General features: G+C 63.1%; 16 protein-coding genes. 5 read left to right on the forward strand and 11 right to left on the reverse strand.

Annotated elements, in window-relative coordinates:
* Window positions 1-129: 129 nt before the first annotated feature.
* From recJ to ARC39_RS11250, 4 genes are all read right to left on the reverse strand, one after another.
* Window positions 130-1,872, reverse strand: a complete 1,743-nt coding sequence (gene recJ / locus ARC39_RS11235) for a single-stranded-DNA-specific exonuclease RecJ (protein ID WP_068114488.1) — start codon at window positions 1,870-1,872, stop codon at window positions 130-132.
* Window positions 1,873-1,880: 8 nt separating this feature from the next.
* Complete coding sequence (gene glpX / locus ARC39_RS11240; RefSeq protein WP_068114490.1) at window positions 1,881-2,843, reverse strand: class II fructose-bisphosphatase; 963 nt, start codon at window positions 2,841-2,843, stop codon at window positions 1,881-1,883.
* A gap of 123 nt (window positions 2,844-2,966) precedes the next feature.
* The gene (locus ARC39_RS11245) at window positions 2,967-4,253 is read right to left on the reverse strand and encodes a homoserine dehydrogenase (RefSeq protein WP_068114492.1); all 1,287 of its coding nucleotides are present in this window, start codon (window positions 4,251-4,253) and stop codon (window positions 2,967-2,969) included.
* A 74-nt stretch (window positions 4,254-4,327) separates the two neighbouring features.
* On the reverse strand, window positions 4,328-4,660 hold the full coding sequence (locus tag ARC39_RS11250) for a hypothetical protein (RefSeq protein ID WP_068114494.1): 333 nt from the start codon (window positions 4,658-4,660) through the stop codon (window positions 4,328-4,330).
* 106 nt (window positions 4,661-4,766) lie between these two features.
* Here ARC39_RS11250 and ARC39_RS11255 point away from each other — a divergent pair, with 106 nt between their 5' ends.
* Window positions 4,767-5,447 carry a TetR/AcrR family transcriptional regulator gene (locus ARC39_RS11255; protein ID WP_078059241.1) on the forward strand — a complete coding sequence of 227 codons (681 nt, stop codon included), beginning with the start codon at window positions 4,767-4,769 and terminating at the stop codon, window positions 5,445-5,447.
* Here the strand turns inward: ARC39_RS11255 and ARC39_RS11260 are convergent.
* The 5 genes from ARC39_RS11260 to ARC39_RS11280 all read right to left on the reverse strand — a co-directional run bounded on the left by ARC39_RS11260 (window position 5,428) and on the right by ARC39_RS11280 (window position 11,441).
* On the reverse strand, window positions 5,428-6,339 hold the full coding sequence (locus tag ARC39_RS11260) for a pirin family protein (RefSeq protein WP_068114496.1): 912 nt from the start codon (window positions 6,337-6,339) through the stop codon (window positions 5,428-5,430). The genes ARC39_RS11255 and ARC39_RS11260 overlap by 20 nt on opposite strands.
* A 107-nt stretch (window positions 6,340-6,446) precedes the next feature.
* Window positions 6,447-7,052 carry a TadE/TadG family type IV pilus assembly protein gene (locus ARC39_RS11265; protein WP_068114498.1) on the reverse strand — a complete coding sequence of 202 codons (606 nt, stop codon included), beginning with the start codon at window positions 7,050-7,052 and terminating at the stop codon, window positions 6,447-6,449.
* Window positions 7,053-7,068: 16 nt separating this feature from the next.
* Window positions 7,069-7,653 (reverse strand): TadE/TadG family type IV pilus assembly protein, encoded by a 585-nt coding sequence (locus ARC39_RS11270; protein ID WP_068114501.1) that lies wholly within the window; start codon window positions 7,651-7,653, stop codon window positions 7,069-7,071.
* Window positions 7,654-7,920: 267 nt separating this feature from the next.
* Window positions 7,921-9,591, reverse strand: a complete 1,671-nt coding sequence (locus ARC39_RS11275; protein ID WP_068114504.1) for a TadE/TadG family type IV pilus assembly protein — start codon at window positions 9,589-9,591, stop codon at window positions 7,921-7,923.
* Window positions 9,592-9,818: 227 nt separating this feature from the next.
* Complete coding sequence (locus ARC39_RS11280) at window positions 9,819-11,441, reverse strand: pilus assembly protein TadG-related protein (protein WP_068114506.1); 1,623 nt, start codon at window positions 11,439-11,441, stop codon at window positions 9,819-9,821.
* 373 nt (window positions 11,442-11,814) lie between these two features.
* Here ARC39_RS11280 and ARC39_RS11285 point away from each other — a divergent pair, with 373 nt between their 5' ends.
* Window positions 11,815-13,245: a Glu/Leu/Phe/Val family dehydrogenase gene (locus ARC39_RS11285; protein ID WP_068115150.1), complete on the forward strand. Its 1,431-nt coding sequence runs from the start codon at window positions 11,815-11,817 to the stop codon at window positions 13,243-13,245.
* Between the two features lie 284 nt (window positions 13,246-13,529).
* Here ARC39_RS11285 and ARC39_RS11290 read toward each other — a convergent pair whose 3' ends face one another.
* A complete protein-coding gene (locus ARC39_RS11290) occupies window positions 13,530-13,826 on the reverse strand; it encodes an SH3 domain-containing protein (RefSeq protein ID WP_068114509.1) in 297 nt (98 codons plus the stop codon).
* 198 nt (window positions 13,827-14,024) lie between these two features.
* On the opposite strand from ARC39_RS11290, the gene dnaG reads away from it, so the two are divergent.
* The 3 genes from dnaG to ARC39_RS11305 all read left to right on the forward strand — a co-directional run bounded on the left by dnaG (window position 14,025) and on the right by ARC39_RS11305 (window position 18,698).
* Entirely contained in the window at window positions 14,025-16,013 is a 1,989-nt protein-coding gene (gene dnaG, locus ARC39_RS11295; protein ID WP_068114511.1) for a DNA primase, read from the forward strand.
* A 127-nt stretch (window positions 16,014-16,140) separates the two neighbouring features.
* A complete protein-coding gene (rpoD, locus tag ARC39_RS11300; protein ID WP_068114512.1) occupies window positions 16,141-18,141 on the forward strand; it encodes an RNA polymerase sigma factor RpoD in 2,001 nt (666 codons plus the stop codon).
* 269 nt (window positions 18,142-18,410) lie between these two features.
* The gene (locus ARC39_RS11305) at window positions 18,411-18,698 is read left to right on the forward strand and encodes an HlyU family transcriptional regulator (protein ID WP_068114515.1); all 288 of its coding nucleotides are present in this window, start codon (window positions 18,411-18,413) and stop codon (window positions 18,696-18,698) included.
* A 95-nt stretch (window positions 18,699-18,793) separates the two neighbouring features.
* Here ARC39_RS11305 and ARC39_RS11310 read toward each other — a convergent pair whose 3' ends face one another.
* Window positions 18,794-19,789, reverse strand: a complete 996-nt coding sequence (locus ARC39_RS11310) for a glycosyltransferase family 2 protein (RefSeq protein WP_068114516.1) — start codon at window positions 19,787-19,789, stop codon at window positions 18,794-18,796.
* Between the last annotated feature and the right edge of the window lie 27 nt (window positions 19,790-19,816).

The raw sequence follows: 19,816 nt of genomic DNA on the forward strand, positions 1-19,816 counted from the left end.
GTCCTAACCGATAGACGAACGGACCGTGTCGGCAGTGACGCGGTATTTAGGAAACGTCGCCGAGGCGCGCAAGCGATTTCTCACACTGGTTCTCAGAAAGTGCGTGGAGCGCGTCGCGCTGTTGACGGCTCACGCCTCTGCGGCATCCTCCAGCCGGAGTTGCGGGGCGCGGCGGCCGTTCCATTCGTTGATTTCCAGGCGTCCGGCCAGGTGGAAACGTGCGCCGCCGTGTCCCTCCAACCGCGCGCCCAGCGGAGTATCGAAGGCGCCAAATGAAATGGCGTCCATCCGCGCGCCGAGCCCGTCGCCGAAACTCACCTTGAGGTGGCTTTCACCAACCCGCCGGGCGTGGAGAATGGCCATGTCGGGCAGGGCGAAGCGTGGGGCAGGGGCCGCCGCGCCGAAAGGACCCGCGGCCTCGATCCGTTCGATCAACTCGATGGTGACCGCTCCCGGCATCAGTAGCCCGTCGAGGTCGAGGTCCCTCGGGCCACCCGCGCCTGCGCCTTGCCGTTCGAGGAGTTCCGCCAGCCGATCCATGGCCGGTTCCAAAAGGTCGGCCGCCACGGTCAGCCCGGCTGCCATCTTGTGTCCGCCGCCCTTCAGAAGCAGCCCCTCCTGCGACACCCGGTGGATTGCGGCACCGAGATCCACACCGGTGACCGAGCGGCCCGAGCCCTTGCCTTCCTGATCCGCCAGGCCAATGACAACCGAGGGGCGGTTGGTTGCCTCCTTCAATCTGGAGGCGACGATGCCGACGACGCCGGGGTGCCAGCCTTCGCCGGCGGCCCAGACCAGTGGGCCGTCCAGCCCGCGCGCCTCGGCTTGTGCCATGGCCTCCTCGGTCACGCGCGCCTCGATATCGCGGCGCTCCCGGTTGAGCCCGTCAAGACGCTCGGCCAGTGCTTGTGCCTCTGCCAGTTCGTCGGTTGCCAGCAGCCGAGCGCCGAGGTCGGCCTGACCGATGCGCCCGCCAGCGTTGATCCGTGGCCCCAGCAGGTAGCCCAGGTGATAGGCGCGCGGCGCTTCTTTCATGCCGGCGATATCGGCGAGTGCCCGGAGGCCCGGCCGCTCCCGCCGTGCCATCACCTTTAGCCCGCTGCGCACAAGCGCCCGGTTGACGCCGATCAGCGGAGCAACATCCGCGACGGTCGCCAATGCCACAAGGTCGAGCAGCGCCATCAGGTCCGGCCCCCGCACGCCCGCCGCGCGCATGCGGCGGTTCACCTCAACCAGCAGCAGGAAGACGACACTGGCGGCACAGAGATGCGCCAGTGCACCGCTTTCGTCCTGGCGATTGGGATTTACCACGGCGAGCGCTGGCGGAAGAGTCTCGCCGCCTAGGTGGTGGTCGAGAACGACCACGTCGGCGCCGTCGGCGGCAGCCAGCGCGTCGTGAGAGAGCGTGCCGCAATCGACGCAGAGTATCAGGTCGTGATTGGCAGCAAGGTTCTTCATTGCCGCCGGGTTGGGGCCGTACCCCTCGTCAATCCGGTCCGGTACGTAGAGCGTCGCCGGCCGTCCAAGCTGGCGCAGCCACGTCAGCAGCAACGCGGCGGAACTGCCGCCGTCGACGTCGTAATCGGCGAATACGGCGATCCGTTCACGACGCTCCACGGCAGATTGCACGCGGGCAGCGGCCGGCTCCATGTCCTTCAAGCTGCGCGGGTCCGGCAGCATGTCACGCAGCTTGGGATCGAGGAAGGACTGCACATCCGCGTCGGCCACGCCTCTCCGGGCCAGCGTATGGCAAAGCGGCTCGGGCAGGCGGGTTGCCTGCGCGAGCGCCTCGGCGCGGCGTTCCTGTTCGAGGCTCGGTCCGACCCAGGTCCGGCCGGTGAGCGACTGCTCGACCCCGAGAAACGCCGCCATGACCGGGATTACACCGGGTTGGAATAGGTGATGTGGCGCACCGAACCGGTCTTCGAACGCATAAGCAGCGTTTCGGTCGTGAACCGGTGCGGCTCGCGCTTCACGCCTGGCAGCAGGTTGCCGTCGGTAACGCCCGTGGCGGCAAAGACTACATCGCGCGTGACCATCTCGTCGCGGCTGTAGATCTTGTCCAGGTCATCGATGCCGGCCTTGCGGGCGCGGGCGATTTCGTCCTCGTTGCGGAACAGCAGCTTGCCGTACATCTGGCCGCCCATGCACTTCAATGCGGAAGCCGCCAGAACACCCTCCGGCGCGCCGCCAGAGCCCATATACATGTCGATGCCGGTTTTGTACGTGTCCGCGCAGTGCATGACACCGGCCACGTCGCCATCGGTAATCAGGCGGATCGCGGCACCGGTGGAGCGCACCTCCCTGATCAGGTCATCGTGGCGGTCACGTTCCAGAATGCAGACGTTGATATCGTCGTTGTCGCATCCTTTCGCCTTGGCGAGGGCGCGAACGCGCTCCGCCGGTTCCATCTTGAGCGTGACCACATCCTGAGGGTAGCCGGGGCCGATCGCCAGCTTGTCCATGTAGACGTCGGGCGCGTGGAGCAACGAGCCGCGCGGCCCCATGGCAACCACTGTCAGGGCGTTGGGCATATCCTTGGCGGTGAGGGTCGTGCCTTCCAGGGGGTCAAGCGCAATGTCCACCTCCGGCCCTTGGCCTTCACCGACTTCCTCGCCGATATACAGCATCGGCGCCTCGTCCCGCTCTCCTTCGCCGATCACAACCACGCCCCGAATTTCCAGCTTGTTGAGCTGTTCGCGCATGGCGTTCACCGCGGCCTGGTCGGCGGCTTTCTCGTCGCCGTGGCCGATCAGGTGGGCCGAGGCCATCGCGGCGGCCTCGGAGACGCGGGCCAGTGCCAGCGAAAGCATGCGGTCATGGAACTCGGGCGGGTTATGCATATTCAGCAGTCCTGTCTGGTAGAATGAGACGTGTTCGCACTCGGGGTAGCGGTGCAGGGAGGTGCCGCCAAGCGCCGTTAGCGCTATAGCGTCAAACGGCCTCGCTTTTGAGCTGCCACTGCATCAAACGTCCTCGATACGTATCGCAACCGCCTCGCCTTGAACCACGCCGGTGCCGGGCAGGTACCGCAAAGCGCTGTCGAGCGCGTCGCGCGCGGTCTTGTGCGTGACGATGACGACCGGGGCGGTGGTGTCGTCGTGGCGGGTCTGGCGCATGCGGTCGATACTGATGCCCGCGTCGCCCAGCACGGTTGCCACCTTCGCCATTGCGCCGGGTTTGTCGATAAGCCGCATCCGGAGGTAATAAGGTGCCGGAGCGGATGCGCGGGCCGGGCGAGCGATTTCGAGCCCGTGCGCCGGTTGCCCAAATGTCGTGAGCCTTGTGCCGCGCGCGATCTCTATCACGTCGCTCATCACCGCGCTGGCGGTCGGACCTTCGCCGGCACCCGCGCCACGGAGCACGATCTGCCCGACCGCGTCGCCTTCCAGCACAACCATGTTGGTGCCGCCTTGCAGTTGCCCAAGCGGGCTGTCGGCGGGCACCAGGCAAGGCGACATGCGTTGTTCCAGCCCGCGGCCGGTCATCTGCGCCACGCCGAGTAGCTTGATGCGGAACCCCATATTGGCGGCCGTACGGATGTCCTCAATGGAGATCTGCTGAATGCCTTCCAGTTCAACGGCGTCGAAATTCACCTGCGTGCCATAGGCAATCGCGGCCAGCAACGCGAGCTTGTGCCCCGCATCGATGCCGCCGACGTCGAGGTTCGGGTCGGCTTCCAGGTAACCCAGTTGTCGCGCCTCCTCGAAGACGTCCTCGTAGGGCAGGCCCGCTTCTTCCATCCGGGTCAGGATATAGTTGCAGGTGCCGTTCATGACCCCCATGACACGCGTCACCTCGTTGCCGGCGAGCCCTTCGGTCAGCGCCTTGACCACCGGAATGCCCCCAGCGACGGCCGCTTCGAAACGGATCACGTGACCGGCTGTCTCGGCGCGTTCGGCAAGGTCCTGTCCGTGGATCGCCAGCATCGCCTTGTTGGCTGTCACCACGTCCTTGCCCGCCGCAAGCGCGGCTTCCGTCGCCGCCTTGGCGGGACCGTCGGCACCGCCCATCAGTTCCACAAAGACATCGACGTCCTCGCGGGTCGCCAGCGCGACCGGATCATCCTCCCATCCATAGCCGCCGAGCGAAACGCCGCGATCCTTGTTTCGCGAGCGTGCGGAAACGGCGACAATCTGGATTGGTCGGCCGGCACGGGCGGCAAGAAGGTTCGCCTTTTGCCGGACGATCTTCACCACGCCTGTGCCGACGGTGCCCAGCCCTGCAATGCCGATGCGAAGGGGTTGGGTCATGTGCGCGTCTCCGGTTCTAGGGTTTGGCAACTACAGAGGCCGCTCCGCAGGCGGCCCGGCGTGACTTAGCGCGATCAGGTGTCAGGCGCAACGATGGCCGCGGCCTGCCTCAGCCGGGCATGGGCAGCGTCGATATCGGCGCGATCTGCGTCCCCGATCACCGGTTCGGACAAGCCCGCCGTGCGGTCCTGCAAGGCTGCCGCGCGCGATTGAAGCGCCGCCTGATCCATCTCGTCCAACGATCCATCGCCAGCGGCCGCCAGAAGCGGGCGGTTATCCGATAATTCCGGCTGCGGGGCTGACAGCGCTTCCTCCGACAACGCGGCGTCGAGTTCGGGAAATTGTGCGCAGCCGCCAAGCAGAACTACGGTCATCAGCGGTACGGCAGGGCGCAAGAACAGGAGCATCGGGCCTCCGGAGCAGGGTCGGCGCACCCTATCTGTCGCGGCGGCGCAAGGGCAAGCGGTGCGCATACCCTTGAATTGAACACCCGTTCAGTAGATGGTTGCCACAATGGCACGCAAGACAGGATCACACGCCGAAATAACCGGGCCGCGCATTCGCGCAGCGGCCCTCCGGCTGTTCGCCCGCCACGGATATGCCGCCGTCTCCATGCGGCAGATCGCTGGCGAGGTTGGAGTGCAGGCTGGCGCGCTCTATACCTACACGCCCGACAAACAGGCGTTGCTCTTCGATCTCATGCGCGCGCACATGGAGCATCTTCTGGAGACCTGGGCTGCCGAACGGGTTAGCGACGGTGCGACCGATGCGACCGATCCGGTCGCGCGGCTTGAGCGGTTCACCCGATTCCACATCCGGTACCATCTCGATCGGCCGGACGAGGTGTTCGTTTCCTACATGGAACTGCGCAATCTGGAGCAAGACAATTTCCGTGCGATCGAAACCCTGAGGCGCCAATACGAGAACGAACTGGACGACATCCTTGCCGCCGGTCGGACCGAGGGGGTTTTCGAATTGCCCAACACCAAAGTCGCCACACGCGGGTTGATTGCCATGTTGACGGGTGTCAGCACGTGGTTCCGGGATGGCGGGACCCTGAGCCGGGGCGACGTCGAAGATATATACTGGGACATGCTGCGCCGATCCGTCGGCGTCCAATGCGACGACGCGACCGCGCCCGGTTCGACCGGACGCGGTGCCGTTTGTACGTCGCCTAGTGCTGCGCGCGGATAAAGGTACCGTTGCGGAGTTCGCGGAATGCCGTTTCAAGCTCGGCACGCGTGTTCATCACGATCGGTCCGTGCCACGCGACTGGCTCCTGGATCGGCGCGCCGGAAATCAGCAGGAAGCGGACGCCCTCCGGGCCGGCTTGAACCGTGACTTCGTCGCCGTTGCCGAAACGCACAAGCGTGCGATTGCCGGACATGTCGCGGATGTTGACCTCCTGGCCGGCGACCTCTTTTTCAAGAAGCACGCCAGTGGGCTGCGAGGCATCGGCAAAAGCACCTGCGCCCTCGAAGATGTAGGCGAAGGCCCGGCGGTAGGTATCTACCGGGAAGGTCTTTTTCACACCTGCCGGTACGGAGATGTCGAGGAATTGTGGGTCCGCGGCGATCCCGTCCACCGGTCCGGTTTTCCCCCAGAAGGAGCCCACGACGATCCGCACACGGGTGCCGTCGTCATCGACGATTTCCGGGATTTCACCGCCCTGCACGTCCTGGTATCGCGGTGCCGTCATCTTCAGCGATGAGGGCAGATTGGCCCAGAGCTGGAAGCCATGCATCTGACCAGATGCGTTTCCCTCGGGCATTTCCTGGTGCAGGATGCCGGAGCCGGCGGTCATCCACTGCACGTCGCCGGCGCCAAGTCGACCGGTGTTGCCGAGACTGTCGGAATGCTCGACAGTGCCACTCAGCACGTAGGTGACGGTCTCGATGCCGCGGTGTGGGTGCCACGGGAATCCTGCCGAATAGTCTTCTGGTCGCTCGTTGCGGAAATCGTCGAGCAAAAGGAATGGGTCGGTCTCGTTGGCATCGCCGAAACCGAACACGCGGTTCAGGTGGACGCCGGCGCCCTCGATGGTGGGGACGGCCCGGCTCGTATGATCAACGGGTCTGATGGACATGAGTGCGGTTCCTTTCGCAATGAAAGGTAGGGCGCAGGCATGGCTTCGGCAATATGCACATGTGAGCACCCATACAGCGCCCATTGTGCACTATTGCAATCTAGGGATTAGTTGTTGTTGTTGCAGTCCTGGAAGGTGTCGTCGCCGTTGTCCCACTTGAGCTGGCCCGGACGCGGCCGGGTAAAGACGACATTTTCGAGCTTTTGCGACCCAAGGCCCACATTGAAGGCCGGATTGTAGATCATGAAGGTCTCGGTCATGATCAATTGGTCGGCGTTGTCGAAAATCGGCACGATGGAGTTCTTGCCCTGAACATCTGCATCGGTGAGTTCCACGCGACCGGTTGTGGCCTCCGACCAGCAAACCGCCAGTTGTCGGGAGTCGTCGGCGTTGCAGTTTGCCGTGCACTCAATCACCGACACGCGGAGTTGGGTCGGGTGGTTCCCCTTGGTCAGGTAGTCGTAGACCTCGTCCAGCCCATCGAAGTAATCCCGGTCGACCCCGTTGCTTTCGCGGCTGAGCATGTCGGAGATCGTGTAGGTGGCATTCAGGTTGAGGTTCTGCATCCGGAACGCGTCGAACCAGACGAACGAGCCCACGTATATGTAGCAAAGCGCCGGCAGAATGATCGCGGTTTCGACGGACATCGCGCCATCGTCACGCACCAGGAAGCGGCGCAGGGTCTCGATTGGGCGGGGCAGGGTGGACAGCATGGTTTCGTCTCCCTCCTCAACTCGGCTCGTTGACGAAAGCGGTCATGGAGACCAGCGCGTAGTACTCGTTGTCGACGTATTGCAGCTTGGCGCCCAGTCCGCTCAGGGGGAAGATCGGCTTCTGCTTCGAGCAGACCCGAACCATCATGAGGTCGTTCTTGAGCCCCGAGTTAAAGCTCGCGGGGGGGCTGACCTCGGCATTCTTGTCCGCACAGGTCACCGCAGTCGACAGCGGCTCCCAGGTAACAGTCGAAACCTTGTTCAATTCGATGAACAGGTTGCTCTCGCAGTCGGGCAGAATACCGGCCGCGTCGCAGATCACGGTTTTCATTTGGTCATGAACTGCCAGCTGTGCCAGCTTCGCCTCGTCGGAATCTCCAGTGGGGATGTCCCATTGCCCGAGACGCAGGCTGCGCACGGTCAGGTCGACCGCACGGTCGAGCATCACCTGCCGCACCATGAGTAGACCGACCTCGAAGGCCGACATGAACAGCACCATGAAGATCGGAAAGAGGATCACGAACTCAATCGTCACGTTTCCGTCTTCCCGCGCGAAGCGCGGGCGCAGGCTGGAAAACCAGGATGTGTCGGTCCGCTTCATACTACCGGCCTAACAGGTCACTCGATCGGTGATGCCGGATGGCACCCCCGGAAGACCTGGCGGAATGGGTCCGGATCGCGGTCTGGACGGTGCAAAATGCACAAAAAATCTGTCCATGCGCCCAAATCCCGGGCCCGGATCCCGGTCTGTTCCGGGGGTCTTCAAATTAGAGGAAATATTACGGGTGTGGCGGAAATTGGGCGACAGCCGCGCGGAACTGCGAATTTTGCACAGTATCGCGACAAATCCTGTCGCCCGTTTTCTCGCCTATTGGGTCAGCCGAAGCTGGTTGATCTGGCGCGCAATGGCGTTGAACGCGGTGGAGATGTCGAGGCTGCGCACGTCGTAGAAATAGCTCTCCGCAGTGGCGCAATCTGCCAGTGTCGCGTCGCCCTGACCACTCGTGTCCATACCGATGGTGAAGATCGTGACGCCGGCGTTCTTGGCGGCCGTGCAGATGTTCGAGGTCCGCGTGTTCTTGGTGCTGCTGTTGTAGCCTTTGACGATCTGGTTGAAGTAAGTGCTGCTGTTACCGCCGATCGCCGGTTCCTTGATGTAGTCGGTGAAATAGTCGACGCGCATCTCGTCCCAGAGTTCGGGCCACGTGAACCTTTCCGCGTCGTCGCCGGCTTCCGAGTACCAGCGATCGTCGCACTGGCGCCAGTAGGGACGGCCGGAGGGACCGCTGCCGGGATCGTAGTAGGCGTAGGAATCCTCGGTGGTGGTCTTCGTGATCCACTTGTTCCTCTTCCTGCTCCAGTATGTCTCGGTTGTCGTGCAACTGATGCTGTAAACGGGGGAGTCACCGTTCCGGTAACCGTCCTTGATGTCGTATTGCTGTGTATTCGCACCGTCCGACATTACGACGAGCACCTTCATCGTGTTGTAGCGGCTGTACTCGAACGGCTGTCCGCGCAGCGCGTCGTCGGCAACGCCTTCGTCGGCGAGGTCGGTCAACACGTCACGCATGCTGGGGTCGAGCAGGGCGGCCCCCCATTTCGTCCCGATCTCGATGGAGGTCCAGCCGTTGGCGGTCATGTCGTCGATCCGACCCTTCAGGTAGGTCGCGTCGGTGGACCAGGGCGTGATGTGCCGACTGTCATCCACCGGGCAGATCAGGTTGGAATTGCTTGGCTTGTAGCTGTTGCTACTCGCCGACTGTCGGTCGAAATGACCCGTTTGCCGGTAGGTCGTCGTGCTCGGCATGTCGACGGCGTAGAAATCGGCATCTTCGAATGTCACACAATGGGAGTAGTTGTGATCCGCGGTCGTGGAAATTTGCCCCAAAAGGTCCGAGCCGGCGCTCACTTGGGTTGCAAATGGGACGATTGAGATCGCGGTGGTGCTGTCGGTTTCGGTATCGTCGCGCGCCACGGCGTCGATGAAGTCGCGCGCAGCGGGTTTCAGCAGGCTCAATCGGGTGCCCCTCATCGAGCCGGAATTGTCGAGAACAAGGGCGATTTCCAGGTCGCCGATGCTCTCCGTGGCGGTACCGGACGCAGGCGCGGTCAGTGTTTCGATACCCACCATGTCCATGAACATCGTGCCAATCTTCGCACTGGCGGTTGCGCTGACCGTACGCGCGTTGACGTTCGCGTCCACATCGACATCGTCAAGATAGTCTTCCAGACCGGCCTTCTTGAAGTAATCCTCCACCACATCCTCGGCGTCGAGGCTCTGGTCGAGGCTCGCCGCAGCGAGAACCGCGCGATCCAGCGTGTTCTGCAACTTGGCGCGAGCATTCTCGAAACGCACCGTGTCGATGGCCATTCCCACGGCCATCAGCATGCAAAGCAGGATGTAGAGAGTGAAGACGACGAATGCACCGTCCTCGTCCTGGCGGAAACGGCGGACGCGCTCGATCAGCGAACGTGTCTGGGCAGTGATTGCGTTGGGGGAGCGGCGGTGCGTCGGATTCAGGGACGGAGCGGGCAGCATTGTAACACCTGACGTTAACTCGTTAAGAGGGGCTCCGGCTGGAACCTACGTGGTGAACAAAGCCCTACGGGCCCGGCAGAAATATGACCCTGCGTGGGCAGGGGCGGACAGTTTCGTGAAATCCCTGTGACGACTTGCGCGTCCAGTGCGGGCTCCAGCCCGTCCCTAAGTGGCCGGAGCCGCGCCGGGTATTGCGCGCTCCGACCCTTCGGATTCTGGTCAACTGGTTAGTTGGTCAGGCGAAGTTGGGTGATTGTCCGGGCAACGGATTCGAAGGCATTCGCAATGTCCACCGATTGCACGTCGTAGAAATGCGCGGGGCTCGTGGCGCAATCCGAAAGTGTTGCGTCTCCCTGACCGTAGGTATCCATGCCGATCGTGTAGACGACCACACCCTTCGCCTTGGCAGCGGCACAGATTTTGGAGGTTCGCGTGTTCTTGGCCGACGAACTCACGCTCATCACGATCTGGTTGTAATATGTGCTCGCGTTTCCGCCGAGGGCGACCGAAGCGAGGTTCTCGGTGTACCATTTCACCGACGATTGCTTCCAGACCTCGGGCCAGGTCAGACGTTCCACGTCATCCGGGTCGTCCGCAGGGGTCGAGAACCAGTATCCCTCCTTGAACCGGTAAAACTTTTCGGTTCCTGCCCGGTTTTCGTCGTAGAAGACATAGTTGTCGCGGTATGTCTTACTCGTCCCGACCTTGTGGTAGAGTGTGGAGTCACCTTTGCGGAAGGGCGATTTGACATCGTATTGGTTCGTATTCGCACCATCCGACATGATGACGAGGAATTTCTGCGTCGCCCTGCGCGTGTAGTCGAACGGCTGGCCGCTGAATTCAGACGTCACCGATCCGCTTTCGATCATACCGGACAACGCGGTGCGTGCAGAGGGGTCGAGCAATGCCGCCCCCCATTTCGCGCCGATTTCGATGGAGGTGTATGCGCCGCCCTGGCTTTGCGTATCCATCGCGTCGATCTTGGCCTTCAGTGAGGTGGAGTTGTTGGACCAGGGGGTGATGTCGCGGCTGGCCAATGTCGAGCAAACCCTCTCTGACTCGCGTACGGTTGAACGCGTGGTTCGCGGGTCAAAATGGGCCGTGCGGTCCAGAGACGTCGTGGTCGGCATCGAGACGGTCTCGAAATCGGCGCTCTTGAAGGTCACGCAATGGGAATAGGAATGCTCGCCGGTGACGCCAGTATAGTAGGACAAAAGTTCAGATCCCACCGTGACCTGCGTGGAAAACGGGACAATCGAGATTGAGATTCTTTTTTCAGCAGTGTCCGCATCGAGAACTGTTTCGACGAATTGCTTGGCCGCCGGTTTGAGCAGTTTCAGCCGGTAGTCGCTGTTTTGCCCCATGGAACCCGAATTATCGAGCACCAGGGCAATTTCCAGGTCTGTCACCGATTCTTCCGCCGTTCCGCTGGCAGCAGCCGGCAGCGAGTCGATCCCGACCATGTCCATGAACATTGTCTTCACGCCGGTGCTGGTCCAGGAGGACACGATCTTGTCGTTCACCGCCTGGTAGGTCGACACGTGAATGTCGTCGCGGCTCAGCCCGATGCGCCCGAGGTGGTCGTAGATGACCTCCTTCGGGTCCAGCACCTGTTCGAGGTCGGCCGCGGCAAGCACGGCGCCGTCGATGGTATTCTGCACGCGAATGCGCTGGAACTCTGCCCGCACGGTATCGATCGCCATGCCGACCGCCATGAGCATGCAGAGCAGGATGTAGAGCGTGAAGACGATAAGGGCCCCGTCCTCGCGACGCGAGAACTCCCCAAGGCGCTTGCGCGCGGCGCGAACCTTGCGCGCACGGCCTTCCGAAGCTGTGGACGTCAGCAGCATTATTGGCACCCTTCTACCCCCGTCGGCATGGGCGCCCCCAACCCAGGTTTCCTTTTTGCCATGAACTGGCCGCGTTGGTCACGACTCTGGCGCTCAATTGTGTCGGATTTCCGGCATGTTGCGGCGTTTCTGTGGAAATCTTGCCGCATTGGGCTGCGCGACGGTTTCCGCGGTGAGGACGGTTTCTGCGCAAGCCCGGAATTGTTGCGCAGCGTCGTTGGCATTGAGCCCACGATCCGCCGGTTGATTCGTCGCGAGCAGGCGAAATTGACGTGTCTTGGCGGGCGTTCCGTCCTAGGGTCGGGGGAGCGGCGCCCACGTGTGGACGAACCGTTCGCGCTCAATGCCCGGCGCCGGAGGGAGGATGCCGACGATGACAGAAAACCGGGAGCCGACGTTTCGCGAATCCGTCGACCTCATGTTCAACCGTGCGGTTTCGATCATGGATCTGCCACCCGGGCTCGAAGAAAAGATCCGGGTCTGCAATGCAACCTACACGGTGCGGTTCGGTGTGCGTCTGCGCGGTCGAATCCAGACGTTTACCGGCTATCGCTCGGTGCATTCCGAGCACATGGAGCCGGTGAAGGGCGGTATTCGTTATGCGCTGGCCGTGAACCAAGATGAGGTTGAAGCGCTGGCGGCTCTTATGACCTACAAATGCGCGCTCGTGGAAGCGCCGTTCGGTGGCTCCAAGGGTGGTCTCTGCCTGGATCCGAGCCAGTACGAGGAACACGAACTGGAGCAGATCACCCGGCGGTTTGCATACGAACTGGCCAAGCGCGACCTGATCGACCCGTCGCAGAACGTTCCGGCGCCCGACATGGGCACAGGCGAGCGCGAGATGGCTTGGATCGCCGATCAGTACCGGCGCATGAACACGTCCGATATCAATGCCAGCGGCTGTGTTACCGGCAAGCCGATCCACGCAGGAGGCATCCATGGGCGCGTGGAAGCCACCGGCCGTGGCGTGCAATACGCCTTGCAGGAGTTTTTCCGCCACCCGGAAGACATCGAAAAGGCTGGGCTTGAGGGAACGCTTGAGGGCAAGCGGGTGATCGTGCAGGGGCTGGGAAACGTCGGATACCACGCCGCGAAGTTCTTGAGCCAGGAGGACGGGGCCCGTATCGTTGCGGTTGTCGAGCGAGACGGCGCATTGATCGACGACATGGGGCTGGACGTTGAGGCGGTGCGCAACTGGATCAGCGCGCATCACGGCGTGTCGGGCTACGCGGATGCGAAATACGTGGCCGACGGCGCCAAGGTGCTGGAAATGGAATGCGACATCCTGATACCGGCGGCTCTGGAAGGCGTGATCAACGTCTCCAACGCGGATGCGGTGCAGGCGCGGCTTATCATCGAGGCCGCCAACGGGCCGATCACAGCCGGCGCCGACGAGATCCTGCGACGCAAGGGTGTGGTGATCATTCCCGATCTCTACGCGAATGCCGGTGGTGTGACGGTTTCCTATTTCGAGTGGGTCAAAAATCTCAGCCACATCCGCTTCGGGCGGATGCAGCGGCGGCAGGAAGAGGCGCGCCACCAGCTGCTGGTGAACGAGTTGGAACGGCTGGACCGGTATCTTGGCGACAGCTGGTCGATGACGCCGCATTTCAAGGAGAAGTACCTGCGCGGGGCCGGGGAACTGGAACTCGTGCGCTCCGGTCTCGACGATACGATGCGCATCGCCTACCAATCGATGCGCGAGGTCTGGCACGCGCGTGACGACGTTACGGACCTCCGCACGGCGGCCTATCTGGTGGCGATCGACCGGGTGGCGCTGAGCTACCGCGAGAAGGGGCTCTGAGACACCGGTAAGATGTCTCACCGTGGGACATCAGCCGGGGTCAATGATTCCAGGGGCTTATGGGCGTGAATTAACGCTTTGTTCAGATGTTGGCTTCGCATGGGGCGTGTTTCGGCCGCGCGGAGTCCGGAGCCCGGAGCGCGAAACAGGAGGGCCGTCAGGTCGCCGCGCATCGCCAGCCCGCCCGCATGGCGGCGATAGAGGGACGTGGCGGGACGTTCGGAGGGTCTCCGGCAAAGGGGCGGGACAAGGCGCTGCCACCCCAACCGACCATCGCCGCCGCGCTACCTGTCTTTCAGGTAGTGCCCGGAGACATAGCCCGTGAGGCCGCGCGCCTCTTTCAAGGTCACTTTGCACCACGGCGTGCCGCCGATCCGGTCGCAGCCGTGGTTGCGCAGTGCCGTTCCGTCGGGCAGGCCGACAATGACCCTGTAGCCGGTGCCGGGGCCGCTGCGCAGCTTGAGCATTTCCCCCTCTTCGAGGCCTGTCACAAGGACGGTTTCCGCCGTGGCCGTTTGCGGGGCCAGTAAGATTGACCAACTTGCCAGGGCCAGAGCCCCAAGACTTTGTGCCCGTTTCATCGGCGTTTCTCCTGCTCGGATGTGTTTTGACCTCTTCTAGCATGGCGCGTTCGCGAAGGGCAGGGTTGCGGTCGACGGACGCGGCGGAAATCCACCCGTAAAGCGGTCGCATCGGGAGAGGAAAAAACCTGCCGGTGAGGGCGCACGGATCGCGGAACGCCACTGGACTCGCCCCGCGCCGGGACCGATATTGAGACGATGTCCCTGCCACCCGGATTCCTCGACGAGCTTCGCGCCCGCACCTCGCTTGCACAGGTGGTCGGACGCAAGGTGATGTGGGACGCACGCAAGTCGAATCAGGGCAAGGGCGACATGTGGGCGCCGTGCCCGTTCCATCAGGAGAAGACAGCCTCCTTCCACGTCGATGACCGCAAGGGGTACTATTACTGCTTCGGCTGCCATGAGAAGGGAGATGCGATTTCGTTCGTGCAGGAGACCGAAAACGTAGGCTTCATGGAGGCCATCGAAATCCTCGCGCAGGAAGCGGGGATGCAAATGCCCGCCCGGGACCCGAAGGCGCAGGAAAAGGCCGACCGGCGCACGGAACTATCGCGGGTCATGGAGGAGGCGGTGAAGTTTTACCGCCTGCAACTCCAGACGGGCGCCGGTGCGGCAGCACGGGCGTATTTGCTGGAGCGGCGCGGCCTGTCACCGGACGCCATTGCCCGTTGGGAAATCGGATTCGCGCCGGAGGGCTGGCAGAACCTCTGGGATCACCTGGCCGCCAAGGGGATCGCCCCGGACCTGATCCTCGGTTGTGGACTGGCCAAACCGTCCGACAAGGGGCGGCAACCCTATGACACGTTCCGCAACCGGATCATCTTCCCGATCCGCGACGGGCGCGGCCGGGCCACGGGCTTCGGCGGACGGGCAATGGACCCGAACGACAACGCCAAGTACCTCAATTCGCCGGAGACCGAGCTCTTCGACAAGGGGCGCAGCCTGTTCAACCAGGGTCCCGCTCGGGAGGCGGCCGGGAAGGGCCAGCCGCTCGTGGTCGCCGAGGGTTACATGGATGTCATCGCGCTCTCCGAGGCAGGGTTCGGTGCCACCGTCGCGCCGCTTGGCACCGCGATTACCGAGGACCAGCTGCGCCTGCTGTGGCGCATCCATGACGAGCCCATCGTCGCGCTCGACGGAGACACCGCCGGCCTGCGTGCCGCAATGCGCCTGATCGACGTGGCACTGCCGTTGCTGGAGGCGGGGAAATCCCTGCGCTTCTGCCTGCTGCCGGAGGGGCAGGACCCCGACGAGCTGTTGAAGGCCAAGGGGCCGGAGGCGATGCAGGCGCTGCTCGACGCGGCGCAGCCGATGGTGGCGCTGCTCTGGCAACGGGAGACCGAGGGAAAGGTGCTCGATAGCCCGGAACGGCGGGCAGCGCTGGACAAGGCGCTGCGCGCCGTCATCCGGCGAATCGCCGATCCTGCGATTCGCGCCCATTACGCCGAGGAGATCCGGCATCGGCGCGGCGAGTTGTTCGGCTTCGGAGCGCAGCGGCGCAGTGGCGGGTCGGCATGGACGCCGCGACGCGCCGCGCGCGGCCGGGCGCCGGACGCCGTGCCGGTCGCCGGCACGCGCGCCTCGCTTCTTGCCGGAGCGGACGAGGCGCAGACGCTGCTTCTGCGAGAGGCGGTGATCCTCGCCACGCTGATCCGGGCGCCCTGCCTGCTGGAAGAATTCGGTCACGCGTTGGAGGAGATGGACTTTGCCGGTCCCGGCCATGCCGCGGTCGCGGCACTTCTGCTTTCATGTGACCCGCAGGACACCCAGGCGGGGATCGAGGAGAAGATCCTTGCAGGTCTTGGCCCCGAAGCCCTTGAAACACTGCACGCGCCACGCCATGTGTCGCTGGCCCCGTCGGTGCGAAAGCCCGGTGACACGGAGCTGGCCCGCCTGTGCCTGACAGAGGAATTCGCCAAACTTGCCGCCCTGCGCGGCGCCGTGCGCGAGATTGAAGAGGCGGTGGCCGGTTTTGCCGAGGCGCCGGAAGCCTGGATAGACCATCGCCTGAGCCTGTCGGCGCGGGCACGTGAAATGGCCGGCCGGAATCAGGACAACGACAGGGCCGACTTTGATATTGCCGAGAACGGTGCCCGCATTGACCGGGACGAACGCTCGGATCTGGACGCGCTGCTCAACGCCATCGGGCTGGACGGGCCCGGCGGCGGCACCGGGCGGCAGGAGTGACAACAATGGCCCGGTACTTGGAATTCCGGGCCAGCACAGATATGGCGGGTGGCGCTCAGCGATTCGTGCGCTATTGATTCGTTTCAATCGCGAAAACGAATCAGCCTCCCGCGAACAGGAGATCTGAATGGCAGCCAAGGACACCGAAGACCGCAAGCCCGACGACGCCGAGCAGGAGATGACGCTCGACATGAGCCAGGCGGCGGTCAAGAAGATGATCGCGGAAGCCCGGGAGAAGGGCTACATCACCTACGATCAGCTCAATCAGGTGCTGCCGCCGGACCAAGTCTCCTCCGAACAGATCGAAGACGTGATGTCCATGCTCTCCGAGATGGGCATCAATGTCATCGAGGGTGAAGAGGCCGAGGAGGAAGAGGGCGGCGAGAAGAAGGGCGGTTCGACCGACGTTGTGGAAACGTCGACCTCCCGCGAGGTTGCCGTCGCCACCACCGAAACCGAGAAGCTGGACCGGACAGACGACCCGGTGCGCATGTACCTGCGCGAGATGGGCTCGGTGGAACTGCTCAGCCGCGAGGGCGAGATCGCCATCGCCAAGCGCATCGAGGCCGGTCGCAACACGATGATCGCCGGGCTCTGCGAGAGCCCGCTGACCTTCCAGGCCATCACCATCTGGCGCGACGAACTGCTGGCCGAAGAGATCCTGCTGCGCGACGTGATCGACCTGGAGACGACCTTCGGGCGCGGCATGGAAGAAGACGGCGACGACGCCGAGGAACCCGTTGTTGAGGGGATCGCCGTCGAGGCCAAGCCGGAGGCGAAGTCGGAGGAGCCGGAGTACGACGCCGACGGCAACCCGATCAAGCGCGAGGACGATGACGACGACGACGAGCAGGCCAACATGTCGCTCGCCGCGATGGAGGCCGCGCTGAAGCCGCGGGTGCTCGAAATCCTCGACCGCATCGCCCGCGATTTCTCCGATCTGGAGGAGATGCAGGACGCGCGGATGTCGGCGACGCTGAACGAGGACGGATCGTTCTCGGCCGGCGAGGAGGCGCGGTATCAGAAGCTGCGCTCGGAGATCGTCGAACTGGTCAACGAGCTGCACCTCCACAACAACCGGATCGAGGCGCTGATCGACCAGCTTTACGGCATCAACCGCAAGATCATGTCGATCGACAGCTCCATGGTGAAGCTGGCCGACCAGGCGCGCATCAACCGGCGCGAGTTCATCGAGGCCTACAAGGGCTACGAGCTGGACCCGACCTGGATGGAACGCATGGGCGACAAGCCCGGCCGCGGCTGGGCGGCGCTGTTCGAGCGCTCCACCGAGAAAGTCGCCGAGTTGCGCAGCGAGATGGCCCAGGTCGGCACCTATGTGGGTGTGGATATCCCGGAATTCCGCCGCATCGTGCAGCAGGTCCAGAAGGGCGAGAAGGAAGCCCGTCAGGCCAAGAAGGAAATGGTCGAGGCGAACCTGCGCCTCGTGATCTCGATTGCCAAGAAATACACGAACCGCGGCTTGCAATTCCTTGATCTCATTCAGGAAGGCAACATCGGCCTGATGAAGGCGGTGGACAAGTTCGAATATCGCCGCGGCTACAAGTTCTCGACCTACGCGACCTGGTGGATCCGTCAGGCGATCACCCGCTCGATTGCGGATCAGGCCCGCACGATCCGTATCCCGGTGCACATGATCGAGACGATCAACAAGCTGGTCCGCACCGGGCGCCAGATGCTGCACGAGATCGGCCGGGAACCGACGCCGGAGGAATTGGCCGAGAAGCTGCAGATGCCGCTGGAGAAGGTCCGCAAGGTGATGAAGATCGCCAAGGAGCCGATCTCCCTCGAAACGCCGATCGGCGACGAGGAGGACAGCCAGCTTGGCGATTTCATCGAGGACAAGAACGCCGTCCTGCCGCTCGACTCAGCCATTCAGGAGAACCTGAAGGAGACCACGACGCGGGTTCTGGCCTCGCTCACGCCGCGTGAGGAACGGGTTTTGCGGATGCGGTTCGGCATCGGCATGAACACAGACCACACGCTCGAAGAGGTCGGACAGCAGTTCAGCGTGACCCGCGAGCGGATTCGGCAGATCGAAGCGAAAGCGCTGCGCAAGCTCAAGCACCCGAGCCGGAGCCGGAAGCTGCGGAGTTTCCTCGACCAGTAGTGTGGCCGACGTACCTGGGCGACGAACAAACGGTCAGCCATCTGGACAAGCCGGCGGAGCGTTGGTGCGGTGGGAGTCGCCCGGCGCGGCTACGCAGTAGGCTTCGTGACCGGCAACGTCATGGATATCGACCTCCCAGTCCCCCGAGATTTTCGGAACGGGGGTATTCGACGCCTACCTGCACCGGCACTATGGAACGCGGATGCCCAATGGGTGGCGGTGCGCCATCCCGGACGGAGGGTCCTGCAACAAACCGGGAAAGGTAGATCATGTCGCTATTGTCGAGACTCTTTGGTGGTGGTTCGGGAGCGAGCGGTGGTTCGGGCGCGAAGGCCGATCCGGAGACCTACAAGGATTTCAATATCTTCGTCGAGCCGATCAAGGACACGGGTGGCTACAGGGTTTGCGCCCGGATCGAGAAGGATTCGGAGGGCGAGGCGCGGAGCCACATGATGATTCGCGCGGACGTGTGCAACTCGGAAGATCAGGCGCGCGAGATTTCGAGCGCCAAGGCGAAGACCTTGATCGACGAGATGGGCGAGGCGATTTTCGACTAGGCGCGGCAGCCTCACCGGCCATTGTCGCGCAATGCGTGGCTGTCCGCATCCTTCTGGCCAGACGGGGTGACGCCGGCCAATACCACGCCTCGTGGTCAGAAGCCGCGCGCGATTCCCGCGTGCTGAAACGCGTCAAAGCCAGTGTAGCGGTGCGATGAATTGCAGAGGAACGAGCCATTGCCTGCGGCCATGGTGGCGAGCAGGCGGTCGAGCAGGCGGTACTGGCCGGAATTCTTCGTGTAGGCGCCAGTGGCCAGCGCAAACTCGACCTTGGCAACCAGTGCAGGCGTGAATTTGTAGTGTCTGATCGGCAGGACGATCCGCGCGCTGCGCGCCTTCGCGATACTGTGTTCGTTTCGCAATTTGCGCCCCGCGTTCCACTTGACGAATGCGGCCTTTCTCAACCGATGCAGGAACGGGGCAGTTTGGCCGTAGAACAGGTTCGTCAACCGCCGGGCGGGCGGTATTGGCTTCGTCCGAATCCCGTATTTTCGACAGAGGCGCTCACGCGCGCCGCCGTAGATCTCAAGCGGAGGCCCGAATGGATGGGGGAGCAGATGCGGAACGGCATCGAAGTACCAATCCTGTTGGGGTGAAAACTCAACATCACTACGCAACTCACTGATAACATGTACGTTGATTGGATACATGTCGACCATCGCGCCGTAGGCTAGATCGTGGCCCTCGCGTTCCAGGCGGGCCGCCAGCGCAGGAAAACTCATGCCGTCCGGAAGGTCGATGAACTCGTCAATGTCCACGTGGAGCGTCCAGCAGTCATCGCTCCAGCGGGACAGGAGTTCGCGCCGCCAGAGCATCTTTGCCTTGGTCCTTCGCCCGTCCGGACCTGTCAGTTCGTCGCCGTAGCGATAGGGGCTGCGCAACAGGGTCACGTCGGGTTGGGCCAGAGCATATTCACGTGCTCCGTCGTCCGAAGCGTCGTCCAACAGCACAAAGTGGTCCACGCCAAGCCGACGGTAGTGGTCCAGAAATGCCGGCAGGAAATAGATCTCGTTGCGCATGAGCGCCGACAACGTGAATCCGGATGCGCCGGATTTCGCATGCTGCACAATCTGAAGGAGTTCCGAATTCATCAGGTATGTGTCTTCGATCTTGTGGCT

The organism is Tropicimonas marinistellae (assembly GCF_001509585.1).
Classification (GTDB): domain Bacteria; phylum Pseudomonadota; class Alphaproteobacteria; order Rhodobacterales; family Rhodobacteraceae; genus Tropicimonas; species Tropicimonas marinistellae.

What these genes read in the sequence shown, in the direction of transcription:
- recJ (WP_068114488.1), bottom strand. Translation starts at nt 1,872, where the DNA reads ATGGCGGCGTTTCTCGGGGTCGAGCAGTCGCTCACCGGCCGGACCTGG.
- glpX (WP_068114490.1), bottom strand. Translation starts at nt 2,843, where the DNA reads ATGCATAACCCGCCCGAGTTCCATGACCGCATGCTTTCGCTGGCACTG.
- ARC39_RS11245 (WP_068114492.1), bottom strand. Translation starts at nt 4,253, where the DNA reads ATGACCCAACCCCTTCGCATCGGCATTGCAGGGCTGGGCACCGTCGGC.
- ARC39_RS11250 (WP_068114494.1), bottom strand. Translation starts at nt 4,660, where the DNA reads ATGCTCCTGTTCTTGCGCCCTGCCGTACCGCTGATGACCGTAGTTCTG.
- ARC39_RS11255 (WP_078059241.1), top strand. Translation starts at nt 4,767, where the DNA reads ATGGCACGCAAGACAGGATCACACGCCGAAATAACCGGGCCGCGCATT.
- ARC39_RS11260 (WP_068114496.1), bottom strand. Translation starts at nt 6,339, where the DNA reads ATGTCCATCAGACCCGTTGATCATACGAGCCGGGCCGTCCCCACCATC.
- ARC39_RS11265 (WP_068114498.1), bottom strand. Translation starts at nt 7,052, where the DNA reads ATGCTGTCCACCCTGCCCCGCCCAATCGAGACCCTGCGCCGCTTCCTG.
- ARC39_RS11270 (WP_068114501.1), bottom strand. Translation starts at nt 7,653, where the DNA reads ATGAAGCGGACCGACACATCCTGGTTTTCCAGCCTGCGCCCGCGCTTC.
- ARC39_RS11275 (WP_068114504.1), bottom strand. Translation starts at nt 9,591, where the DNA reads ATGCTGCCCGCTCCGTCCCTGAATCCGACGCACCGCCGCTCCCCCAAC.
- ARC39_RS11280 (WP_068114506.1), bottom strand. Translation starts at nt 11,441, where the DNA reads ATGCTGCTGACGTCCACAGCTTCGGAAGGCCGTGCGCGCAAGGTTCGC.
- ARC39_RS11285 (WP_068115150.1), top strand. Translation starts at nt 11,815, where the DNA reads ATGACAGAAAACCGGGAGCCGACGTTTCGCGAATCCGTCGACCTCATG.
- ARC39_RS11290 (WP_068114509.1), bottom strand. Translation starts at nt 13,826, where the DNA reads ATGAAACGGGCACAAAGTCTTGGGGCTCTGGCCCTGGCAAGTTGGTCA.
- dnaG (WP_068114511.1), top strand. Translation starts at nt 14,025, where the DNA reads ATGTCCCTGCCACCCGGATTCCTCGACGAGCTTCGCGCCCGCACCTCG.
- rpoD (WP_068114512.1), top strand. Translation starts at nt 16,141, where the DNA reads ATGGCAGCCAAGGACACCGAAGACCGCAAGCCCGACGACGCCGAGCAG.
- ARC39_RS11305 (WP_068114515.1), top strand. Translation starts at nt 18,411, where the DNA reads ATGTCGCTATTGTCGAGACTCTTTGGTGGTGGTTCGGGAGCGAGCGGT.
- ARC39_RS11310 (WP_068114516.1), bottom strand. Translation starts at nt 19,789, where the DNA reads ATGAATTCGGAACTCCTTCAGATTGTGCAGCATGCGAAATCCGGCGCA.